The sequence below is a fragment of the Sphingopyxis sp. H115 genome (genome assembly GCF_001468465.1).
Taxonomy (GTDB): domain Bacteria; phylum Pseudomonadota; class Alphaproteobacteria; order Sphingomonadales; family Sphingomonadaceae; genus Sphingopyxis.
The window spans coordinates 118870-141349 of record NZ_LNSA01000006.1 but is presented as its reverse complement, the minus strand read 5'-3'; the positions used below and the strand labels follow the sequence as shown (position 1 = coordinate 141349).

Below are 22480 nucleotides of genomic sequence, written 5' to 3'. Positions count from 1 at the left end.
GAGAATTGATATGTGGAATGCGGGATACGTATCGGAAGTAGACTACATTTACGGCTATTTCTCCGAGCTGGCGCCGGTACGCTTAAAATTCGCCCTACTTTCCCGAGGTGTTTCGCACGATGTTGGCGATAGCCCCAGTTACCTTGAACTGGGTTTCGGCCACGGTCTTTCGCTCAATATCAATGCGGCGACATCGTCCGGGCGATTCTTTGGCACGGACTTCAATCCTTCGCAGGCGGCTTATGCGGCCCAGATCGCTCGGGCCTGCGGTAAACCACTGGGCATCTTCGATGACAGTTTTGAGGAGTTCGCGCGCCGAGACGATCTGCCGCAATTCGATATCATTGCGCTTCACGGTATCTGGTCTTGGGTAAGCAACGAAACGCGCGACGCGATCGTGGAAATCGTGCGATTGAAACTCAAGCCGGGAGGCATTCTCTACATAAGCTATAACTGCAAACCAGGCTGGTCGCCGATTGAACCGCTTCGCCATCTTCTCAATCTGCACGCTGCGAAAGCAGCCGCAGGCGGCTTGCTGGCACGAGTGGATGAATCTCTTCATTTCGCGCAACGTGTGGTGGACGCCAGCGCAGGCTACTTTGATCTATACCCTAGCGTCGGAAATATGGTGGAGTCGATCAGGAAACTTGATCGGAGTTACGTGTCGCATGAATATTTCAATCGCCATTGGCTCCCAGAATCCTTTTCGGAAGTATCGGCCCGTTTGGCTGAAGCTAAAATGGATTTTGCCGCATCGGCCAGCTTGATCGATAATATGCCCGGCTTAGGTGTGCCATCTCATTGCCAAGGTCTTTTGGCCAGCATCTCGGATCTCGCTCTCTATGAAACCACGCGGGACTATATCGTAAACCGGCAGTTTCGACGGGACATCTATGTCAAAGGAAAACGGCAGATGTCTGTCGCCGAAGTAGCTGATCGATTGGAAGCATACAGTTTTCTCACGTTAGCAGAAACAGAGCAACTTCCGCTGACGCTAACAACTGCCGGCGGATCGGCGACACTGCGTTCTGAGATATATCAGCCCGTATGGGAGGCCCTCATGGCTTCCAATGGGGCAGCCGTGCCGTTCGGCGTGCTGGTCGACAGGATCGCGAGCGTCGGAATTACACGCTCGCAGCTTGCCGAGACCCTCTTCGTGCTGACGGGCCGCGGCGACGTCGCTCCGACATCGCAATCTGCAACTCCCGAGGATGACCGCATAGCATCGGTCGCACTGAATATGGAACTCTGTCGCCGATCCAAATATTCTTCGGGTGCGAACAACTTGGCGGCTTCGAACATTGGTTCCGCAGTCCCGGTCACCCGCGTTCAGCAGCTTGTGCTGCTCGCGTTATGGGAGGGCGTTGAGGAAGTAGACACAACGGTCTGGAGATGGCTCTCGGAGCAAGGAGAACGTCTTATCAGTGAGGGAGTAACGTTGGAAACCGTTGAAGAGAACCTCGAGGAGATCAGAAAGATCCATGGGGAGGTGACGTCGAAGCTATTGCCGCTCCTGCGACGTTTGGGAGCCGCTCCTGTCTAAGTGTTCAGCCCTGACAACCGGCGGATCAGATTGAAGATGGATCGATCCGGCTCTGAAGTCCAGATTTGCCGAGGTATTCATAGGGGTCAAACACGGAGTGTCTTGAGTCTGCAAACGGAGTCGTAGGCGGCCAGTCGACCAAGTGCGTGCGCAACTGATCGTGGCTGTCATAATGGAAGCGCTTGACGGTGGTGTCGTTGATGGTGGGTTCATCGGCTCGACTTGCCGGTTGGTCCAGGGATGGTTCGGCAAGGTGAGCCAATGGTCGAATTCGTTGGCCTCGCCTATCATGTCGAAGCACATCGGGCGCGTCCATGTGGTATTGCGGTTGCGCGGCTGGTCGGCAAACTAGATGCTATTATCAGTGAGAATCGATCCGGTAGGGCACGTCCTCGAGCAGTAGTTCCAGAAACGCCCAGGCTGTTTGCCTATTTGCCCTTGCTACGAATTGGGTGAGTGCGAACTTGCTGGTGCGATCCATGGCGACGAATAGATAGGGCTTGCCTTTGGCAGTCAGGGCCTCGGCGACATCCATGTCGAAGAAGCCGATGGATAGTGTTGGAAGCGTTGCCGCGAGGGCTTGTCGCCCTCGACGCCGGGCAGGCGTGAGATGGCGTGGCGTTGCAGGCAACGGTGTAGCGCCGACCGCGTCAGATGCGGGATCGTCGGCTGCCGGGCATAGAGACAGTCGCCCAACGGCAATAGAGTGTTCGCCGAAATTCGACGACCATCGCTTCCTTAGCCTCTGTGAGGGTTGGGGAATGAGGGCCTGTCGGCCCGGTCTTCAGAGCCTCGACCGTCGTCCGCTTACGCCACTTCGCCTCCCTCTTCGGATTGATCCCCAGCTCCCGGCTCAGCGTCGCGAGCGAAGCTTGCGATCGCTGTACTGCTGCTCCGGCGGCGTACGCGATCGTGGCGCACCCGTGATGTATTCGGCCCCGAATGCCTCCTTCCATTGCAACGAAAGGGTCGCACCATAAATCCATAGGATCAAGCACATAGAAGCCAAATTTGAGCCAAAGGAAGTTTTTTTATAGACTTACCATACGTATTCTATAACCTACAAAAAATACGACGAGGGGGTGAAAGCGGCCTCGCGGTGGGAAGCAATATAGTTACGGTTGGCCAAGCGCGATAATGCCGTTTCGGCATGATATTTAGCGTTTGCCGTTAAATTGGATTGCCCACATGTCCTTCTATGCAGTCTCGTCTACCTCAAATTGCATCGCATCGTCGCAGCATCATATCGCCTCCGATATTGCAAATGCTTCTGAATTGCACACCCGATTTTCCAAAAGAGATCTTTCAACTTATAGCTATAACCTGCGTTTTTTAGGCTCTTTTGGACTGGTCGGGCCCGACGGGCGTTGGATTGAAGTGACGCGTAAAAAAAGTATCGCGCTTCTGGCGTTGTTAGCAACCGGGATTAATGGAGAACGGTGGCGCTCTTGGCTTCAAGAAAAGTTGTGGGGTTCATTGGAGCCTCAATGTTCCCAAGCCGCACTGCGACGCGAAATATATTATTTGCGGCGACTAGGGAATGTCTACCAGATCCCATTGTTGATAGCCAACTATCGTGTGGTTAAGCTAAATATTTCAGTCGTAAATATAGACTTTCTTTCTAGAGAAGTTGACGAATACGACGAATTTCTCGAAGGTTTTTCTCTTCTTGGGGAACCAGAGTTCGGCTATTGGTTGAAAAAAACTCGCCAAAATATTAGTAAGTCTATGACAATAAATAGTAATATTTCGGCCCGTGCAGCAGCCCTTCGGGGGCATCTATAACACATTGATCTAGGCGCTGGATTTCCGTTAGCAGGAATTAGAGTTTAGAAGTTTCTGCAGTATCATCCAGCCTTGGACCACGGGGGTCTAGGTCTTTCCGCCTTGCTCACACCGGTGGGCTGGTTGCACCGGCTGAGTTTGCCGGCCGTACACGATCAATCACCAGATAGGTTAATTGCGTCCAGGCCTGCTGCCTTGGCTTCTGAAAAGGCGCGAAGGGCTATCTCGTTAGCGAGACTGGCGATGCTTTGAATGATCGCGCAGAGCGAACGCGCCTACATCCCGCTCTAGGGCGTCGCGCATCACCCGTCTAAGAACTTGAAGTCAGATTGAGCAACGGCTTGTGAGAATCTGCTACGCCCATTTTTCTGCTCACTCACGCATATAATCGTCCAAATCCGCAAAACGTATCGCTACCGCCACAGCAAACTCTGCAAGCATGCCCTCGCGCGGATTAGAGCGAATAAATGGGTACCCTGCCATAAAGTAGACCCTAGCAATCTAGTGAGAAGGATATTTTCCAGTGATTTGAGTGCCCTTCATTGTTATGCTGGGCGCGCCATTTCTCCTTCCAAGGCCGGAAAGCGTTGATGGCGGACACCGACATGTCGGTCGTCTGCAGGGCGCGCCGAGCCGGGTCCGCCATCCTTGTCGTTAGCCGGCAGTTTCGACGGGAGTGTTCAGAAGCTGCTGTTCCCACAGATAGGCGATGCCACTGCCGCCGATGTGCTGGATCATGATGTCGGTCAGTTCCGCGACATGCTCGGTGCGCGCCCAGTCCCGCTGCCATTCGCCGCACAGGGCCATCAGCGTCATCATGTTCGCGCCCGCCGAAATCATCCGCTGGACGGCAATCTGGTGCGATTCGGTCGAAGCGCCGCCGCATGCGTCGGTGATCACGGAGACGTCCCAGCCTTCGCCAAGGGCCTGGATGACCGGCATCGCGACGCAGACCTCGGTCCACAGACCGGCGATGATCAGCTGCTTGCGGCCGGTCGCCTTGACCGCATCGACCACATTCTTGTCCTGCCAAGTGTTCACCCAGGTGCGGTCGATTACCTCCTGACCAGGGAACACGTCGGTGATCTGCTTGAAAAGAAGACCGCCGCGAGCTGCGATCACGCTGGTGAGGATCGTCGGGACTTCGAATGCCTTGGCCAGCTTCGCCAGCGCGGTCGTGTTATTGACCACGGCTTGCGGGTCGTGGCTGTTCAAATTCGCCAGCTGGTAAGGCTGATGGTCGATCAGGACGAGGACCGAATCTTCGGGACGAAGAAGCGAGTCGAGGCCGTTGCGGAATGTCATATCGTTCCTTTCTGCTGACGTGGATGGACGGGTCGCCCGCGACGCAGGTCGAGGCGACATCAGCCGCCCGCGTGTTGCCATTCCTCATTCCGTCGCGGTAGCATCGCGCGGCGGGGTGCTGTGTCGCGAAATGAGGAACACCGGATGGATGTGGAGGATTTGCGGACGTTCGTCGAAGTCGCCGATGCGGGGGGCGTGACGCCTGCCGCCCGCCGGCTCGGCATATCCAAATCGATGGTCAGCCGGCGGCTGGCGCGAGTCGAGGCCGAACTGAGCGCGCAGCTTCTCGTTCGCACGACCCGCGGGGCTGCGCTCACCGAAGCCGGGGCAACTTTCAGAGACTATGCGGCGCGTATCGTTACCGAATTCGAGGCGGCCAGGGAGACCATCCTTCCGGCGGGCGAACTGCGTGGGCGCTTCCGCGTGGCGGCGCCGCTATCGTTCGGACCCACGCATTTCGCGCCCATTCTCGCCGAGATGGCGCTGCGTCACCCGCAGCTCCACATCCACACCAGCTATACCGACCGGTTTGTCGACCTGATCGCGGAGGGTTTCGATTGCGCTATTCGCGTCGGCAAGCTCCCCGATTCCAACCTGGTCGCAAGAAAGATCGGCCCGCTCCATGCGAAATATGTCGCGTCGCCATCCTATATCGAAAGGCACGGGTCGCCGGAAACGCCCGAAGACCTTCAGACCCACCAGGCGTTGATGCAGGGAACGGAAACATGGCCTGCGCTGGACGGCGACAAGGTCATCGCGATACGGCCTCACGGGCGGTTCAAGGCCGACAATGGCGTCGCCCTCGTTGCCGCCGCGCTGGCGGGGGTCGGTATCGCCGTTCTGCCCCTCGACCTGATCGGGGAGCATCTTGCCTCGGGCGCGCTCGTCCCCGTCATGCCGCGCTATCCCGTCCCCGAGCACGGCATCTACGTCGTCCGTCCGCCGGGGCTGCATCCGGCGCGCAAGATCCGGATCCTCACAGAGATGCTGGTCGCGTGTTTCGAGGATGCGTCCCACATCGCGGGCGAGGCCTCGCGACGAAGCGCGAACGGTCATCCCTAAAGCCGGTCGATCATCAGGTCGAGCTGGAGTGGGAGATCGACGTTGGCGTCGACTTCCCTAAACCGGCGTTTCAACTCGGCGCACAAATCTGCCAACAGAATTCTATTTGCGCGACTTTCCGGCGTCAGGCGTTCGCGATCGCGGCGATGTCAGCGGGGGTGGCGACGGGTTCTTTGCGGTCCTTCCGCTCCGAATAGCGATCGACGAGCTGGTCCGAGTGGCCGCGTGTCAGCACGGTGAAGCGCACCAGTTCTTCGGCGACATCGACGATCCGATCATAATAGCTCGACGGCAGCATCCGGCCTGCCTCGTCAAATTGCTGATAGGCCTTCGCGACGCTCGACTGGTTGGGGATGGTGATCATCCGCATCCAGCGGCCGAGGATACGCAGCGTGTTGACGCTGTTGAACGATTGCGATCCCGCCGACACCTGCATCACCGCGAGCGTGCGCCCCTGCGTCGGGCGGAGGCCCTTATAGGCGAGCGGCAGGTGATCGATCTGCGCCTTCATGATCCCGGTGATCTGGCCGTGGCGTTCGGGGCTGCACCAGACCTGGCCTTCGGACCAGAGCGAATGCTGCCTCAGTTCTTCGACGGCGGGATGATCGTCGCCGGCGACCTGATCGGGCAGCGGCAGGTCGGAAGGGTCGAAGATGCGCGTCTCGCACCCGAAGAGCCGGAGCAGCCGCGCCGTCTCCTCGACGACGAGGCGCGAGTAGGAGCGTTCGCGCAAGCTGCCGTACAGCAGCAGCATGCGCGGGGCCGGATCGAACGGGCCAAGGCCGAGCGCCGGCTCGGCGCGCAAATATTCGGGGCTGAGCGCCGGGAGATGGTCGGCATCGGCGAGCGGGCGCAGGCGCGCGAAGATTTGGTCTGTCATGATCATGCCACCGTGGGCGTGCTTGCGGGGAACCAGCGGCGCCCGAGGCGGAACGCGACGCCGACGAGAAGGATGAGGACGGGCACCTCGACGAGCGGGCCGATCACCGCAGCGAAGGCGACGGGCGAGGCGAGGCCGAAGGCCGCGATCGCGACGGCGATCGCGAGTTCGAAATTATTGCCCGCGGCGGTGAAGGCGACCGCGGTCGTGCGCGGATAATCGGCTTCGATCAGCTTGCCCATCCAGAAACTGATCAGGAACTGGACGACGAAGTAAATGGTGAGCGGGATTGCGATGCGGATCACGTCGCCGGGGATGGTCACGATCTCGCTGCCCTTGAGGCTGAACATCGCGACGATGGTGAAGAGCAGCGCGACGAGCGTGATCGGAGCAATCCCCGGCAGAAAGCGCGTCTCGTACCAGTCATGGCCTTTGGCGCCGGCGAGCCATTTTCGGGTCAGGAAGCCCGCGAGAAACGGAATGCCGAGATAGATCAGTACCGCCTCCGCAATCGTTCGGAAGCTCACGTCGATGACGCTTCCTTCGAGTCCGAACAGCGGCGGCAGGATGGTCAGGAAGAACCAGGCATAGACGCTGAAGAACAGGATCTGGAAGATCGAGTTGAAGGCGACGAGCGCCGCGACATATTGATTGTCGCCTTTTGCGAGCTGGTTCCAGACGATGACCATCGCGATGCAGCGCGCAAGGCCGATCAGGATCAGGCCGGTCATATATTCGGGCCTGTCGGCAAGGAAGATAACCGCAAGCGCGAACATCAGGACGGGCCCGATGATCCAGTTCTGCGCGAGCGAAATCGCGAGTACGCGCCGGTCGTCGAACACGCGCGGGAGTTCGCTATAGCGCACCCGAGCGAGCGGCGGGTACATCATCAATATCAGGCCGATCGCGATGGGGATATTGGTGCTTCCGATCGAGAGGGCGTCGATCGCGCGCGGCAGCCCCTCGAAGATGGTTCCCAGCAATACCCCGAGCGCCATCGCGAGGAAAATCCACAGCGTCAGATAGCGGTCGAGGAACGACAGGCGTTCGCGCTTTGTCTTGACCACCGGTCAAGCGCCGACGCGGTTGCCGGCGGCATCGACGACCTGCTCGCCGTCTTCCTTGGTGAAAGCGCCAAGCTGCCTCGCGGGAAGGATGTCGAGCACCGCCTCGGACGGGCGGCAAAGCCGGACGCCGAGCGGCGAGGCGACGAGCGGGCGGTTGATGAGGATCGGATGCGCCATCATGGCGTCGATCAGTTCTGCGTCGCTAAGCGCCGGATTGTCGAGGCCGAGTTCGGAATAGGGCGTGCCCTTCTTGCGGAGCAGGTCGCGCGGGGGCAACGCGGCGCGGGCGATCAACTGTTCGAGCATCGCGCGCGCCGGGGGCGTCTTCAGATATTCGACGACATGCGGTTCGATCCCGGCGTTGCGGATCAGGGCCAGCGTGTTGCGCGACGTGCCGCAATCGGGATTGTGGTAGATGATGATGTCGGTCATGGCCTTGCTCCGGTCAGCAGCAGGTGAGTTCGGCGAGCAAGGGCCCGCAAAGTTCGGCCCGGCCCTGGCAGCAGTCCTTGGCGAGGAACAGCATCAGGTCGCGGAGCGCGCCGATGTCGGCGCGCTGGATGACGTGGCGCCCCTGCTTATGCGACCGGACGAGCCCGGCCCTCGCGAGCACGGCAAGGTGCGTCGAAAAGGTGCTCTGTGTCAGACCCGAATGTTCGACGAGCTGCCCCGTCGAGAGGCCTTCCGGCTCATGCTCGACAAGGTGCCGAAAAGCATCGAGCCGCGTCGGATGGGCGAGCGCAGCGAGGGCGAGCAGGGCGGCGTCACTGTTCATGCATCGGGATTAACCGATGAATGAGGGTCGGTCAATATATATCGGAAATTTCCGATGTATTCTCCACGCTGCCCGACCGGCGCGGGCGTCGTCCTCAGCCCGCGAAGTCGGGTGCGCGCTCCGGCGCTGGGGTCGGGGAAGCAAGCAGCGCTTCGCTGGCATATTGTTCGGCCATTTCGGCCAAGATCGAGATTGCGAGGGTCGAAGGATCGCGCGTCGAGGGAATGAGGCCGACTGGCGATCGCAGCGACCCAATCGCCTCGGCTGCGACGCCGGCAGCCTCGAGTATCGCGCGTCGTTCGGCGTGGGTGCGGCGGCTGCCGAGCGCGCCGACGTAAAAGCCGGGCTGTTCCAGCGCCCATGGAATCAGGACTTCCTCCCAGTCGCGGTCGTGGAAGAGGAAAACCGACGCGGTCCAGGGATCGAAGCCGATATCGGGTCGCGCGCCGCGATGGGCGAGCAGCGCCGCATCGATCCCACTCGCCCGGAGAGCCTCGACGTCGCGACGATAGGGCGAGAAGGCGGCGAGGGCGGCACCCGCCGCCGCGGCCAGCTCCGCCAGCGCAGTCAGCTCCTCGCCCTGGCCGAAAGCGAGTATCCGCAGTTGCGGCACATAAGTAGCGACAAAGCTGTCGCCCCGCCATTGCGGGGGTGCGATGGGTTCGCAGAAACGAACGCCGTTGGCCGCGAGCGAAAGCCCGGCGGGTCGTCGCACCGCGAGCCGCGCGACCGCGGTGCGGATCGCCGCAGGATCGGGCCGCGGTGTGAACAACAGGTCGATGCCGCCGCCGCACGGCAGCCGGATGTCGACATAGGGCGATCCCTTGCCGAATCGGACCAGCCGCGCCGCGCCGGTGGCGAGCGCGTCGAGCGCTTCGGCGGCGACCGCGGCTTCGATGCAGCCGCCCGACAGCGAGCCGATATAGTCGCCGCTTTCGGCAACCGCCATCTGGGCGCCGAGCGCGCGCGGGGACGCGTCCTCGATTCGGGTCAGGGTGACGAGGGCGCAATCCTCGCCCGCTGCGTCGCGCGCTTCGAGAAAGCGTAAAATGTCGAGCGGCGAGGTTGCCAGGCTGGTCATTTTGGCCGACCTCTCGGGATGCGCCAATATGCTTGCGCCGGGGGAAATGCCTTGATCGAGCCAGACAGGATCGCCGCCGTCCTCCTCGCTGCGGGGCGATCGGAACGCTTCGGGAGCGACAAGCTGCTCGCCCTCGCGGACGGCGAGCCGGTCGCCGTTCGCGCGGCAAGGCAGCTCGGTTCGGCCGGGTCGCGGCTGCGGATCGCCGTCTGCCGCGGCGGAAGTCCGGTCGCCGATCTGCTGGCGGCGTCGGGATATGAGATTGTCGTCAATCCGGATCCGGCGCGCGGGCTATCCTCGTCGCTCGCGCTCGGGATCGGGCGGGCCGACCTGGCAGGCGCGGACGCCGCGCTGGTCGCGCTCGGCGATATGCCCTTCGTGCCGGCGTCGCATTTCGGCGCGTTACTGGCGGCCTTCGATCCCGCCGACGCGCCCATCGTTGCGTCTACGCGCGATGGCGCGGCGATGCCGCCGGCGCTGTTCGCGCGCGCGCATTTCGCCACGCTTTGCGAAGCCCGGGGCGATCGCGGCGGCCGGGCGCTGCTCGCGGGGGCAAAGCTGGTCGCAGCGACTCTCCGCGAGCTGGCGGATATCGACCACCCCGGCGATTTGCGCTGATCGACCGGTCGCGTCACGCGATCTCGGGCAGCTTGTCGATAAATTTGTCGAGCGTGATCGGATAGCTCCGCACGCGCGCGCCGGTCGCGTTGTACACCGCGTTGGCCACCGCCGCCGCGACCCCGCAAATGCCGAGTTCGCCGACGCCCTTGGCCTTCATCGGCGAGGTATTGGGATCGACCTCGTCGAGGAAAATCACTTCCTGATAGGGAATGTCGGCGTGGACCGGCACCTCATAGCCCGCGAGGTCGTGGTTGACGAAGAAGCCGAAGCGCTTGTCGACCGCCAATTCCTCCATCAACGCCGCGCCCGCGCCCATCGTCATCCCGCCGATGACCTGGCTGCGCGCCGCCTTGGGGTTGAGGATGCGTCCCGCTGCGCACACCGCGAGCATCCGCCGGATGCGGATTTCGCCAGTCATCGAATCGACGCCGACCTCGACGAAATGCGCGCCGAAGGTCGACTGCTGTTCCTTTTCGGCCAGTTTGCCGAATTCGATCATGTCCTCGGCGACGAGTTCGCCGTCCTTCGCGGCGTCGCCGAGCGCGAAGCTGCGCCGTCCGGCCTTGACCTTGCCGTCCGCAAAAACGGCATCGATGGGATCGAGCCCGAGCTTTTGCGCGGCGGCTTCGCGGAGCTTGACGCAGGCGGCATAGACACCCGCGGTCGAGCTGTTCGCGCCCCATTGCCCCCCCGAGCCCGCGGAGACGGGAAAGGAAGAATCGCCGAGCTTCACGACAATCCGGTCGAGCGGAACGCCCATCATTTCGGCCGCGGTCTGGCCGATGATTGTGTAGCTGCCTGTGCCGATGTCGGTCATGTCGGTTTCGACCGTCACGACGCCTGAACCACTGAGCCGGACGCGCGCCGCCGAATTGGCGTTGAGATTGTTGCGGAACGCCGCCGCGACACCCATGCCGACGAGCCATTTGCCATCGCGCGTTGCGCCCGGTTTGCCGCGTTTGGCCCAGCCGAACTTCTCGGCGCCGGTCTCGAGGCATTTGTTGAGCTGGCGCTGGGTGAAGGGGCGGCTTGGCGCTTCGGGATCGACCTGCGTATCGTTGAGGATACGGAACTGCACCGGGTCGAGCCCGAGCTTTTCGGCCATCTCGTCCATCGCGACCTCGAGCGCCATCAAACCCGGCGCTTCTCCTGGCGCGCGCATCGCATTGCCCTCGGGCAGATCGAGGACTGCAAGCCGCATCATCGTCATGCGATCGGCGCCAGCATAGAGGAGCCGCGTTTGAGCGACCGCGGTTTCGGGGCCGCCTCCGGGCAGGTCGCCCGACCAGCTTTCATGGCTGATCGCGGTGATTTTGCCCTCCTTCGTCGCACCCAGCCGGACACGCTGGACGGTGGCGGGGCGGTGCGGCGTGTTATTGAACATGAAGGGACGGGCCAGCGCGACCTTGACCGGGCGCCTGGCAGCCTTCGCTCCGAGTGCGGCAAGGATCGCATCGGCACGGACGAACAATTTGCCGCCGAAGCCGCCGCCGATATAGGGTGACACAAGCCGGACCTTGTCCTTCCCGATGCCGAGTGTTTTTGCGACGTCGCCGACGCTCCACGCGATCATCTGGTTGGAGGTCCAGAGCGTCAGCTCATCACCGTCCCAATTGGCGATCGATGCGTGCGGCTCCATCATCGCATGCGCATGGTCCGGCGTCGTATAGCGCTGATCCAACTGCACCGGCGCTGCGGCAAAAGCGGCAGCGAAATCGCCGACGCTGGTGTCCGGTTCGGTCCCGAACATCGCTGGCGGCTTTACCGCTGTGTCGAGCGCCACCGCAAGGTCGAAGGCGCCCTTCTCGCGCGTATACTCGACACGAACGAGCGCTGCGGCCGAGCGGGCCTGTTCGAATGTCTCGGCGATGACAAGCGCGATGGCTTGATGATAATGCTGTATTTCAGGGCCGCCGAGCAACTTTGCCGTGTTGAAATCGCCCTTGCCGAGCTTGCCGGCATTGGCGGCGGTGACGATCGCGAGCACGCCCGGCGCCGCGTGCGCGGCGTCGAGGTCCATCGACGCGATCTTGCCCTTGGCAATCGCCGACCCGACAACATGGCCGTAGGCCTGCGTCGCGGCAAAATCCCGATGTTCATAGGCATAGGGCGCGGTGCCGGTCGTCTTGAGTGGCCCCTCGACGCGGTCGGTGGGTTTACCGACAACTTTCAGCCGATCGATTGGGTTGGTGGTGGCGGGCGTGTCGAATTTCATGGATTCAGCCTCTCGCTTGCATCAGCACCCCGGCGAGCGTCCGCTCGACCAGGGGGAGCTTGTAGGCATTTTCATGGCTGGTTTTCGCGCCGGCGAGGAGCGCGGTGGCCACTGCTTTCGCACCGCGCGGCATTTCGGCCTCGGCGGCCTTAACCCTCCAGGGCTTGTAGGCAACGCCGCCCAGCGCGACGCGCCCGCTGCCGTCCGGCTGGACGATCGCTCCGACCGATATCAGCGCGAACGCGTAGGACGCTCGGTCGCGGACCTTGTGATAAATATGGATGCCGCCGACCGGCTTCGGCAGCGTTACGCCGGTGATCAGTTCGCCGGGCGCCAACATGTTTTCGAGGTGCGGCGTCGTGCCGGGCGGTCGATAGAAGTCGGCTAACGCGATGCTGCGGGTTTTGCCGGCGGCATCGACAGTTTCGACGGCGGCATCGAGCGCCTGCATCGCCACCGCCATGTCGCTGGGATGTGTCGCGATACAGGCTTCGCTCGCGCCGACGACGGCATGCAGTCGGCTGAAACCACCTATCGCCGCGCATCCGCTGCCGGGGTTGCGCTTGTTGCACGGCTGGTTGGGGTCGTAAAAATAAGGACAGCGCGTGCGCTGAAGAAGATTGCCGGCGGTCGTCGCCTTGTTGCGAAGTTGCCCCGAAGCGCCCGCAACGAGGGCGCGCGAGACGAGACCATAATCTCGGCGCACGCGTGCATCGGCCGCAAGGTCGGTGTTACGGACCATCGCACCGATCCTGAGACCGCCTTCCGGTGTCGGCTCGATCTTGTCGAGCGCGAGGCGGCTGATGTCGATCAGATGGCCGGGTGTCTCGATCTCGAGCTTCATCAGGTCGAGAAGGTTGGTTCCGCCGGCGATGTAGCGCGAACCCTTGGTGCGCGCGAAGGCGGCAGTGGCGGCGGCGGGCGTATCGACCCGCTCATAGGTGAAGCTTTTCATGCTTTCACTCCCGCGACGTCGCCGATTGCCGCGACGATGTTGGGGTAAGCGCCGCAGCGGCAGATGTTGCCGCTCATCCGCTCGCGTATCTCCATGTTGGTGACCGTCGGCGCGGCGGTCAGATCGGCGGTGACATGGCTCGGGATGCCCGCCTTGATCTCATCGAGTACGGCGACTGCCGAGCAAATCTGGCCGGGCGTGCAATAGCCGCATTGAAAGCCGTCGTGGGCGACGAACGCCTCCTGCATCGCGTGCATCTTGTCGGGCGTGCCGAGACCCTCGATCGTCGTGATCTTCTCCCCGTCGTGCATCACCGCGAGCGTCAGGCAGCTGTTGATGCGCCGGCCGTCGACAATAACGGTACACGCGCCGCATTGGCCGTGATCGCAACCCTTCTTTGTGCCCGAGAGGTGGAGATGCTCGCGTAGCGCGTCGAGCAGCGTCGTGCGCGTATCGAGCTCAAGGTCGTGCGCGGTGCCGTTGACGTCGAAGCGCAGCTTTGCGGTCGGCGGCGGGTCGGCAAGTGGGCGCGATTGCGCTTCGGCCACCGACGATGAGGCCGAAGCCGCCGCGACCGATGCCGCGCCGGCCGCCAGAAGCCCGCGCCGCGAAATGGAAAATTCGTCCGGTAGAGCCATATGGTGTCCCCGATCATCTGGTCGATGCCCGCGGACTGCAGTCCCCGCAGGTCTTTGCACGGATATGCTGAATGGGACGAAGGTTGCCGTCCGCCGAATTTTTTTGATTTGCAGCAGGCTATCATAGAGAGGGGGCAAGCCGCAATCGCTTCGAATCCGGATCTTGTCATTTAATAAGAGGCTCTTGGGGCAAGAAGACAGACTCTGGCGCAGAACAGCCCCGGCTGTTAGGAGCGACTTCGAAGGCGAAAGCTGGGGGACGCGAATCCCGTCCGGCCAGCCAGATCGGGATCGGGCCGGTTCGGCCAGGATTTCAAGGGACGATTTTCGCGGGGGAGATTGGGCCGGATGTACGACCTGCTGGCCGGCCTGTCGGTGATCGAAGCTTCGTCCTTCGTCGCCTCCCCGACCGCCGGGCTCTATTGCGCGCAAATGGGCGCTGAGGTGATCCGCGTCGACCAGATTGGCGGCGGACCCGATTTCCGGCGCTGGCCCGTGACCGACGCCAATGACTCGCTTTACTGGGAAAATCTGAACCGCGCGAAGAAATCGGTCGCACTCGACCTCGGCCGGCCCGAAGGGCGCGAACTGTTGCAGGCTCTGGTGCGCGCGACGGGGCAGTTCATAACCAATTTCCCGGTGGGGGGATTCCTGTCGCACGCGGTTCTCGCCGAAGGACGGCCCGACCTTGTCACGATCCGCGTCATGGGCTGGGCCGACGGGTCGCCCGCGCTCGACTATACGGTCAATAATTCGGTGGGCTATCCGCTGCTGACCGGTGCGGGCCCCGAACCGGTCAACCATGTTCTGCCGGCGTGGGACCTGCTCACCGGTGCTTACGCCGCCTTTGCCCTGCTCGCGGCGATCCAGCGGCGCGGCGCGACCGGCGAAGGCGGCGAGGTGCGCATTCCGTTGTCGGATGTCGCGATCGGCACCGTCGCCAATCTGGGCGGTGTCGCCGAGACGCTTTACGCCGGCGCGAACCGCCCGCGGCTCGGCAACGCCGTTTATGGCCTGTTCGGCCGCGACTTCGTGACGCGCGACGGGCAGCGGACGATGATCGTCGTCGTCACCCCGCGCCAATGGGCCAATCTGGTCGCCGCGCTGGACCTCGGCGACGCCATCCGACGGATGGAGATCGAGCGCGGCGTCTCCTTTGCCAAGGACGACGGACTTCGTTTCGATCATCGCGACGCGCTTTATCCGCTGTTCGAGCGCGCGATCGGTGCGCGCGACCATGCCGATCTCGCCGCGGCCTTCGATGCGGGGGGTATCGTCCATTCGCCCTATCGCACGATGTACGATGCCGTGCGCGACCCCGCGCTCGTCGCCGACAATCCGATCTTCGGACGGGCGGAGAACCCAAGCGGTTTCACCTATCCCGCCGCGGGCGCCTTTGCGACCTTGCCGCAGCAGGAACGCCGCGCACCTGCGCCCGCCCCGCGCAACGGCCAGCACAGCGAGCAGATATTGAGCGAACGGCTTTCGCTTCCCTCGGGCGAAATCGCCCGCCTGATCGACGCGGGTATCGTCGGCGTCGCGAGCGGGGGAGGGGGAAGCCAATGACCCTTCGCTCCGCGCTCGAAGTGGCCGAAGCCTATCGCGCAGCGGCCCAGGCCGCGCTGGCCGATCGGCTGACGCACGCTCCGATCGATCGCGAGCAGCGCGCGGCGCACGGCTTTGCCTGGGTCGCGACGATGGTCGCGGCGCTCGAAGCGACGCTCGGCTGGTGCGAGTCCGGCGATGACTCGAACCCGCTCGATGCGAAGATCGCGACGCTCGCCTTTGCGGAAGCGATCGGCCAGCTCACCGGCGGGTTGCCGATGGGGCAGAATGAAATCTTCCGCCCCGCCGATCTTGGTCTCTCGGCGGCCGCGCGCACGCTTGCGGGCGCCTGCGGCGATCTGCTCGACACCGACCATGCCGCGACCCGGACCGAAGTCGCCGCCGCACTTGCCGATGGCCAATGGCCAAGCGAGACGCTGCACGACGCCGACCTCGACGCGATCCGCGATCAATATCGCCGCTTCACCGACGCCGCGATTGTGCCCCACGCTCATGGCTGGCACCTCGCCAACGCGCTGATTCCCGACGCCACGGTGCAGGCGATGGCCGACCTCGGCACCTTCGGCGCCTGCATTCCCGAGCAATATGGCGGGCTCGGACTCGGCAAGCTGGTGATGTGCATCGTTACCGAGGAACTGTCGCGCGGCTGGATCGGCGCGGGCTCGCTCGGCACGCGATCGGAGATCGCGGGCGAGCTGATCGCGATGGGCGGCACCGACAAGCAGAAGGCCGAATGGCTGCCCCGGATCGCCAGCGGCGAAATCCTGCCGACCGCCGTGTTCACCGAGCCCGATACCGGCTCCGATCTTGGTTCGCTGCAAACAAGGGCGCGGCGCGAGGGCGATCATTGGATCATCGACGGCGCGAAAAACTGGATTACCCATGCCGCGCGCTCGGACCTGATGACCTTGCTTGCGCGCACATCGGCCGAAACCAAAGGCTATGCCGGCCTGTCGATGCTGCTCGTCCCCAAACCGCGCGGGACGTCGGCCGACCCCTTCCCTGCCGCGGGCATGACCGGCAGCGAGATCGAGGTGCTCGGCTATCGCGGGATGCGCGAATATGCGTTGCAGTTCGATGCGATGCACGCGCCCGCCGATGCGCTGCTCGGCGTTGTCGAGGGGCAGGGGTTCAAGCAACTCATGCGCACCTTCGAAGGCGCGCGCATCCAGACTGCCGCGCGCGCGGTCGGGGTGGCGCGGCGCGCGCTCGAACTCGGGCTCGACTATGCGCAGAGCCGCAAGCAGTTCGGCCAGGCGATCATCGCTTTCCCGCGCGTGTCGGACAAGCTCGCGATGAGCCTCGTCGATTTCGTGATGGCGCGCGAGCTGAGCTATGCGGCCGCGCGCGCAAAGGACAGCGGCAAGCGCTGCGACATCGAGGCGGGAATGGCAAAGCTGCTCGGTGCGCGCGCCGCCTGGTCGAATGCCGATGCCAGCCTGCAGATCCATGGCGGCAACGGCTATGCCATGGAATATGAAATCAGCCGCGTCCTTTGCGACGCGCGCATCCTCAATATCTTCGAAGGCGCCGCCGAGATTCAGGCCCAGGTGATTGCGCGCGGGCTGGTCGAAGGGCGCAACTAAATCCAGAGCAGGGGCTGGCGGACGGGGAAGTTGCGCACGACCTCGCCGATAACCGGATCGGGGTCCAGCCGCCGCCAGATCGCGAGCCAGTCGCCGCGTTCCTGAGCAAGGCCGCCGAAGAGCAGGCTTGGCTGGCGCACGGGGAAGCCGTCCCAATATTCGATGTCGGGCGGCAGCGGCCATGCCGCCTTGTCAGCGATATAGGGCGCCATCCATGCGATCGCGCCGGCTATCGAGCGCCCGTCGGCGGTCTGCCAGCCGATCAGTTCGCGGCCGCCAAGCAGCCACGCCGACGCGGCGAGCACGTCGAGATTGAAGAGCGAATAGGCAAAGGGCTTGGTGCGCGCGAGTTCGAGCGGCTGGCGCCCGTCGGCGGCGATCTGCGTCGGGACGATGATCGTCTGGAGCCGGGCGCGGGCATCGGCGAGGATGTCGTCGCGGCCGATCAGCGCAGCAAAAGACGCGGCCTGCAAGAGCCAGCAGGTGCCATGATTATTCGTCTCGTCGCGCTCTTCGGTGCCGAAGGGCGAGGTGGTGAGCCAGCTGAGATACTCGGCGAACCAGCTATCGACGCCCGCGCGGATCGCGGCATAGCCGGGGGCATTTTTTTTCCCGAAGAGCGTCGCGGCGCGTGCGACCTCGACGATCTGCAACGTGTCGATCACCCCGATCGCGCGCCCCGTATTAGCGCCGATGATCGCCTGCGCGTGGTCGAGGTTCGGGTTCATTCGCGTCTTCGAATCGACGAACCACGCGTGGAGGTGGCGCATCGCGGCATCGGCGAAGCGCGCCTCGCTGGTCAGATCCCACAGCGCCGCGAGCGCGGGCACAGTGCGGCCGAACGCGATCAGCGCGTCGCGATGGCCGTCGAACTTGTCGGGGTTCGAACGGCCGTCGCGGCGCACATAGGGACCGCCCGGGTTTGCCGCGTCGGGCCACCAATAATCGCCTTCCGAATAATAATCCCGCGGACCCGCCGGGCTGCGCGGGGCGGGGATGGCGGCGATGGTGCGGGGTTCGGCGGTGATTAGGGCTTCGGCCTGCGGCATCAGGCGGCGGCGCTCGATCGCGCGAATGTCGAGTCCGATCGGCTGCGGCCGCGCCCATGCCGCGGGCGCGGCGATCAGCGCGGCGAGCAGCAGGGTCCGACGGGGGATCATTGGGGGGGCTTCGGTGCGATACGATGGCGAAGCAACAGCTGGCCTTCGATGCTGCGCGGATAGACGCCGGGCCCCCAGGCATCATCGGCGCGGACGAGCAGCCGGTCGAGCATCGCGGCGGGCCAGACCTGTTCCCTGTGCGGCCAGTCGGCACTGCGGCCGCGATATGCGGCGACATAATCGGTCGCCTTGCGGAGCGACCGGCTCCGCTCTTCGGCGCGATAAAGGTCGATGCCGAGGCACGTCGCGCTGTCGGCGACCGTATAGGCGGCATCGAGCGCATAGAGCGAATAGTGGAAGCTCCGAGTTCGTGTCAGTTCCTTGGGCAAGGCACCCGAGGGATCGACTTGCCGCGCAAGGCGCTGCCCCGGAAAGGCGGCGACGATCCGGCGCGCGACATCGGGGCGCCGCGCGAACAGCGCGAAGCGTGCGACCTGCGCGTCATACCAGAGGCCATGGTTGTTCGACGCCTTGCCCTCCGCCCTTCCGTTCGGGCTTTTCAGCATCCAGTCGATATAGCGCGAAAACCAGCCTTCGAGTGCGGTCATTTCGGTCGGCGTCAGCGCGCCCGACGGCGCGATCAGCCCGGCGGCGTCGATCGCCGCGATGAAGCCCGCACCGTCGAGCACGCCCTCGGCGCGGCCATTCGAGACGCCGGGCACCGCCTGCGCGAAATTCATGTTCGGGTTCATTCGCGTCGCGGGATCGAGGAACCAGGTCCGGATGACGCGCGCCGCGCCCGCGGCATATTTGCGGTCGTCACTGTAATAATAAGCAAGCGCGAGCGTGTCGGCGTCGCGCACCATGCGGGCAAGTGCGGCGCGGTCGAAGCGATCGCTTTCGATATCGGGATTGGTGTTGCCGTCGCGGCGCACATAGGCGCCGTTCGGATTGGCGGGGTCCGGCCACCAATAGCGCGCGAGGCTGACATAGTCGTGGCGGTCGCCCGACACGGGGATGCTGCGCTTGTCGACCACCGAGGCGGGCTCGGCCGCGAGCGCCTTGTCGGCCTCTGCAATCAGCTTGCGGTAGGCGCCGCCGATCGCCGGATCGTTCGGAAGCGCCGCCTTGATCGCGTCGAGATCGGCGGGGCGCAGCGTAAAGGTGCGGCGGCCGGCGAAGGAGGCCGAATAGCCTTCGCTCGTGTCACAGGCCGGCATTGAGGAAAAAGCCGCCGCCGCGGTCGGAAAGAATGCGGCGGCGGCCAGGATAGTCCAACGGAGCCGGACTAAACGCGCTGGCTTCACAGGCGGACCCGAAAACCGAAGAAATATTGCGGACCGCTGCGCGATACTTCGGCGATGCTGTCGTATCCGCCCTTGTACATGATGTCCTGGGTGTTCGTTACGTTGAGCGCCTGCAGCTTGAGCTGGACATTGTCGGTGACATTATATTGCGCCGACAGGTTGAGATAGGTCCCGCCGCGGATTTCGCGGTTGGTTCCGCCGTTCGGCTTGTAATAGCCCGAGCGGTAACGGAGGTTGGCGCGGAGCGAGAGGCCCCATTTTTCGAACCACACCGATCCGCTCGCGGTCCATTTCGACAACCCGATCAGGTTTGCGGGATCGACATAGTCGGCGATTGGCGAGGTGTCGGGATATTCGAAATTGGCGAAGGCGCGGTTGACCGAACCCTGGATGCCAAGCCCGTCGAGCGGGTTGGGAAGCCAGGTGAAGGCGTGGCTTGCCGTCGCCTCGACCCCATAGAGATGCCGCGTTTCGCTGTCGTTCGTCGGGGCGACCGGCGAAATGGTGACGGTCTCGGTCACCGGCGCGCCGCCGTCGCGAATCGTCGTGATCGTGATGTCGGTCGGGATCGGCTCCTCGGCGCTGATCACCGTGCCCTTCGCCCATTTATAATAGCCAGCGATCGAGAGCAGAGTGTCCTGCGACGCGTAAAGCTCGAGGCTTGCGTCGACGTTCCACGCGCGCAGCGGCTTGAGGTTCGGATTGCCGGTCGTCGCGTCGAAGACGATATTCTCGAGCCCGGTCCCCGCGGTCGGGTTGAGCCGGATGCCCGCGCCGAAGCTTTCGATTCCCGACCGGGCGATCGCGCGATAGGCGGCAAGGCGCAGCTTGACCTCCTGCGACAGGTCGAAGGCAATGTTCGCGCTCGGCAGGAAATAGTTATAGCTGCCCTTGGCGCGGTTCGTCAGCAACTCGCCGTCCGGATCGGGATCGACGCTATAGCTGTCGCCGGCGGTGTCGATTGTGATCACATAGGGCTGGCGATAGCCGATCGAGGTGATGTCGGTCTTGACCCAGCGCACCCCGATATTGCCGCTGAACGGCACGCTGCCCGCCTGCGATTCGAAATTGGCGAGGCCGTAGAGCGCATAGATGCGTTCGGTGACGTCGATGTCGCTCGGGTCGCGGCCATCGGCGGGATAGGGCAGTGTATCGTCGCCGCCGGTGAAGGTCCGGAACAGGCAGTCGTTGTCGAACGTCGCCCAGCGCGTGACGTTGGTGCCCATGCCCTGCATGTAGCTGCTGGTGGTGAACGGCCCACGGCAATTCTGGTTCGCCTGCGCGATCAGTTCGGCCGGCGTGACGCCGTCGATGGCCGCGAGAGTGTTGAGATCGTTGTTGCGCGCATTGTCGTTGGTGCGGTGGTGGTCCGAATAGCGGCCGCCGACCTTGACCGAGGTGATGAAGCCGTCGAGCTCGCGTTCGATGTCGAGCCGTCCGGCCCAGATTCGGTCGCGGCGATCGGTCACGAAACGGTTGCGCGCGTAGACCGAATTGGCCGCGGTGGTCAGGAACAGGTCGTGGTCCGTGATGTCGAAATCCTCGAACTCAACATTCGGCACCACATCGTCGTCCAGATAGGTGAGCGTATAGCCGACGCGGCGGTTCGACCGCATGCGCGTCGCCTTTTGCATTTCGGTGCGGTGGCTGTCCGAATAGGATCCGTCGAAGCTGACCGTCCAGCGATCGGGGGTCCAGATCAGGCCCAGACCCCCGCCCTTGTAAGTTTCGTTGCGCTGGCGCGTTTCGAGCTGGTTCTCGATATTCGAATTGCCGCGATAGCTGATCAGCGCGCCGGGCGAATAGCCGTTGCTGCCGTTGCCGATGATCAGCGGCTCGATCCCGCGCAGCCCTTCGGGGATGCCCAGCACATTGCGTTCCTCGCGGCTACGGCGCTTCGAATATTGGCCATCGATCGCGATCTCCAACTCGGGTGACGGGCGCCACTGGACCGCGCCGATCAGCCCGTCGCGGATTTCCGACGTCTTTTGCGTGCGGAAGCTGCGCGACGAGGTTGGGAAGTAATAATCGCCGATCGTTTCGCCCACGGTCACGCCATTGGCGGTACGTGGTCCCTCGGCGAAGGTGCAGTTGATATTCGCGCCGGCGGCGGCCTGCGTCGCGGCGTTGCCGGTCAGCTGCCAGGGGTTGTCGGCCGAAGTGTTGCAGAGCTGGAAGGTCGAATTGCCGTTATAATAATCTTCGGGCGCGCTTGTGTCCTGCCGCTGGTAACCGATCGACACGCCGATGTCGCCCAGCCCGGTCTCATATTGATCGGTGTAAGAAAAATTGGCGCGATAGCCGAGTCCGTCATGCTGGTAGACGTCGTTGTCCTGCGGCTGGAAATCGCCGCGCACCTCGAACTGGATGCGGCGCTTGCCGTAATCGAGCGGCTTCATCGAGCGAAGCTCGATCACCCCGCCGACGCCGCCTTCGAGAAAGTCGGCGCGCTGCGTCTTGTAGACGAGGACGCCGTTGACCAGTTCCGACGGGAATTGCTGGAAGGCGACCGAGCGGTCGGGGCCCGCGGTCGACACTTCGCGGCCGTTGAAGGTCGAAAAGCTCAAGGTTGGGCCGAGTCCGCGCACCGACAGTTCGTTGGCGTTGCCCTTGAAGCGGTCGGCCGAGACTCCGACGATGCGTTCGAGCGTATCGCCGACCGAATTGTCGGGAGTGGCGCCGATTTCTTCGCTGACGAGCCCGTCTACGACCACGTCCGCCGCGCGCTTGAACTCGATCGAACTACGCTGCGTCGCGCGCGTGCCGGTGACGAGAATCTCGTCGCCGTCATCGACCGCAGCCGCCGGCCCGCCTCCGGTTTCGACGGGTGCTTCCTGCGCCCATGCGGGCATGGCGGCGAACAGCGCCGCGGACGCCAGCAAGGCGGTGCGGGTCCGCCGGACCGATGATGACTTCATTTTCCTCTCCCTCTTTTTGCCCTTGGACTGGCGGCGCGGACCCGATTGATACCGGTGTCAATTCAAATTATCATAC

The 22480-nt window shown here is 63.4% G+C and carries 18 protein-coding genes and 1 pseudogene; 6 read left to right on the top strand and 13 right to left on the bottom strand.

The window, feature by feature from the left end; translation table 11 throughout:
- Positions 1-10: 10 nt before the first annotated feature.
- A complete protein-coding gene (locus ATE71_RS06780; protein WP_058802668.1) occupies positions 11-1543 on the top strand; it encodes a class I SAM-dependent methyltransferase in 1533 nt (510 codons plus the stop codon).
- Here ATE71_RS06780 and ATE71_RS21625 read toward each other — a convergent pair.
- Positions 1540-2499, bottom strand: a pseudogene (locus tag ATE71_RS21625) (IS481 family transposase). The gene ATE71_RS06780 and the pseudogene ATE71_RS21625 overlap by 4 nt on opposite strands.
- Positions 2500-2731: 232 nt before the next feature.
- Between ATE71_RS21625 and ATE71_RS22045 the strand changes: the two are divergent.
- Positions 2732-3328 carry a hypothetical protein gene (locus ATE71_RS22045; protein WP_152998661.1) on the top strand — a complete coding sequence of 199 codons (597 nt, stop codon included), beginning with the start codon at positions 2732-2734 and terminating at the stop codon, positions 3326-3328.
- 654 nt (positions 3329-3982) lie between these two features.
- On the opposite strand, the gene ATE71_RS06770 is transcribed toward ATE71_RS22045, so the two are convergent.
- Positions 3983-4633, bottom strand: coding sequence for a hydrolase (locus tag ATE71_RS06770; RefSeq protein ID WP_058802667.1), 651 nt, complete (start codon positions 4631-4633; stop codon positions 3983-3985).
- Positions 4634-4777: 144 nt separating this feature from the next.
- On the opposite strand from ATE71_RS06770, the gene ATE71_RS06765 reads away from it, so the two are divergent.
- Positions 4778-5695: a LysR family transcriptional regulator gene (locus tag ATE71_RS06765; RefSeq protein WP_058802666.1), complete on the top strand. Its 918-nt coding sequence runs from the start codon at positions 4778-4780 to the stop codon at positions 5693-5695.
- A 124-nt stretch (positions 5696-5819) separates the two neighbouring features.
- On the opposite strand, the gene arsH is transcribed toward ATE71_RS06765, so the two are convergent.
- From arsH to ATE71_RS06740, 5 genes are all read right to left on the bottom strand, one after another.
- On the bottom strand, positions 5820-6575 hold the full coding sequence (gene arsH, locus ATE71_RS06760) for an arsenical resistance protein ArsH (protein ID WP_058802665.1): 756 nt from the start codon (positions 6573-6575) through the stop codon (positions 5820-5822).
- A gap of 2 nt (positions 6576-6577) precedes the next feature.
- Positions 6578-7642, bottom strand: a complete 1065-nt coding sequence (gene arsB / locus ATE71_RS06755) for an ACR3 family arsenite efflux transporter (RefSeq protein ID WP_058802664.1) — start codon at positions 7640-7642, stop codon at positions 6578-6580.
- Positions 7643-7645: 3 nt separating this feature from the next.
- On the bottom strand, positions 7646-8074 hold the full coding sequence (gene arsC, locus ATE71_RS06750) for an arsenate reductase (glutaredoxin) (RefSeq protein WP_058802663.1): 429 nt from the start codon (positions 8072-8074) through the stop codon (positions 7646-7648).
- Positions 8075-8087: 13 nt separating this feature from the next.
- Positions 8088-8417 (bottom strand): ArsR/SmtB family transcription factor, encoded by a 330-nt coding sequence (locus ATE71_RS06745; RefSeq protein WP_058802662.1) that lies wholly within the window; start codon positions 8415-8417, stop codon positions 8088-8090.
- A 94-nt stretch (positions 8418-8511) separates the two neighbouring features.
- Entirely contained in the window at positions 8512-9498 is a 987-nt protein-coding gene (locus ATE71_RS06740) for an XdhC family protein (RefSeq protein ID WP_058802661.1), read from the bottom strand.
- A gap of 51 nt (positions 9499-9549) precedes the next feature.
- Here ATE71_RS06740 and ATE71_RS06735 point away from each other — a divergent pair, with 51 nt between their 5' ends.
- Positions 9550-10116: an NTP transferase domain-containing protein gene (locus tag ATE71_RS06735; protein ID WP_160328017.1), complete on the top strand. Its 567-nt coding sequence runs from the start codon at positions 9550-9552 to the stop codon at positions 10114-10116.
- Between the two features lie 13 nt (positions 10117-10129).
- On the opposite strand, the gene paoC is transcribed toward ATE71_RS06735, so the two are convergent.
- From paoC to paoA, 3 genes are read right to left on the bottom strand one after another with little or no spacing between them, the layout of a single operon-like run.
- On the bottom strand, positions 10130-12334 hold the full coding sequence (gene paoC / locus ATE71_RS06730) for an aldehyde oxidoreductase molybdenum-binding subunit PaoC (protein ID WP_058802659.1): 2205 nt from the start codon (positions 12332-12334) through the stop codon (positions 10130-10132).
- 4 nt (positions 12335-12338) lie between these two features.
- Complete coding sequence (locus ATE71_RS06725) at positions 12339-13289, bottom strand: FAD binding domain-containing protein (protein ID WP_058802658.1); 951 nt, start codon at positions 13287-13289, stop codon at positions 12339-12341.
- Positions 13286-13927 carry an aldehyde dehydrogenase iron-sulfur subunit PaoA gene (gene paoA, locus ATE71_RS06720; protein ID WP_058802657.1) on the bottom strand — a complete coding sequence of 214 codons (642 nt, stop codon included), beginning with the start codon at positions 13925-13927 and terminating at the stop codon, positions 13286-13288. Before paoA ends, ATE71_RS06725 begins: the two co-directional genes overlap by 4 nt.
- Positions 13928-14275: 348 nt before the next feature.
- Between paoA and ATE71_RS06715 the strand changes: the two genes are divergently transcribed.
- Both ATE71_RS06715 and ATE71_RS06710 read left to right on the top strand, forming a co-directional pair.
- Positions 14276-15493 (top strand): CoA transferase, encoded by a 1218-nt coding sequence (locus tag ATE71_RS06715; RefSeq protein ID WP_058802656.1) that lies wholly within the window; start codon positions 14276-14278, stop codon positions 15491-15493.
- A complete protein-coding gene (locus ATE71_RS06710; RefSeq protein WP_058802655.1) occupies positions 15490-17079 on the top strand; it encodes an acyl-CoA dehydrogenase family protein in 1590 nt (529 codons plus the stop codon). Before ATE71_RS06715 ends, ATE71_RS06710 begins: the two co-directional genes overlap by 4 nt.
- On the opposite strand, the gene ATE71_RS06705 is transcribed toward ATE71_RS06710, so the two are convergent.
- From ATE71_RS06705 to ATE71_RS06695, 3 genes are all read right to left on the bottom strand, one after another.
- A complete protein-coding gene (locus ATE71_RS06705; protein ID WP_058802654.1) occupies positions 17076-18239 on the bottom strand; it encodes an alginate lyase family protein in 1164 nt (387 codons plus the stop codon). The genes ATE71_RS06710 and ATE71_RS06705 overlap by 4 nt on opposite strands.
- On the bottom strand, positions 18236-19399 hold the full coding sequence (locus ATE71_RS06700) for an alginate lyase family protein (RefSeq protein ID WP_058802653.1): 1164 nt from the start codon (positions 19397-19399) through the stop codon (positions 18236-18238). The genes ATE71_RS06705 and ATE71_RS06700 overlap by 4 nt, the downstream gene beginning before the upstream one ends.
- 83 nt (positions 19400-19482) lie before the next feature.
- Positions 19483-22404, bottom strand: a complete 2922-nt coding sequence (locus ATE71_RS06695; RefSeq protein WP_082665116.1) for a TonB-dependent receptor — start codon at positions 22402-22404, stop codon at positions 19483-19485.
- Positions 22405-22480: the final 76 nt, after the last annotated feature.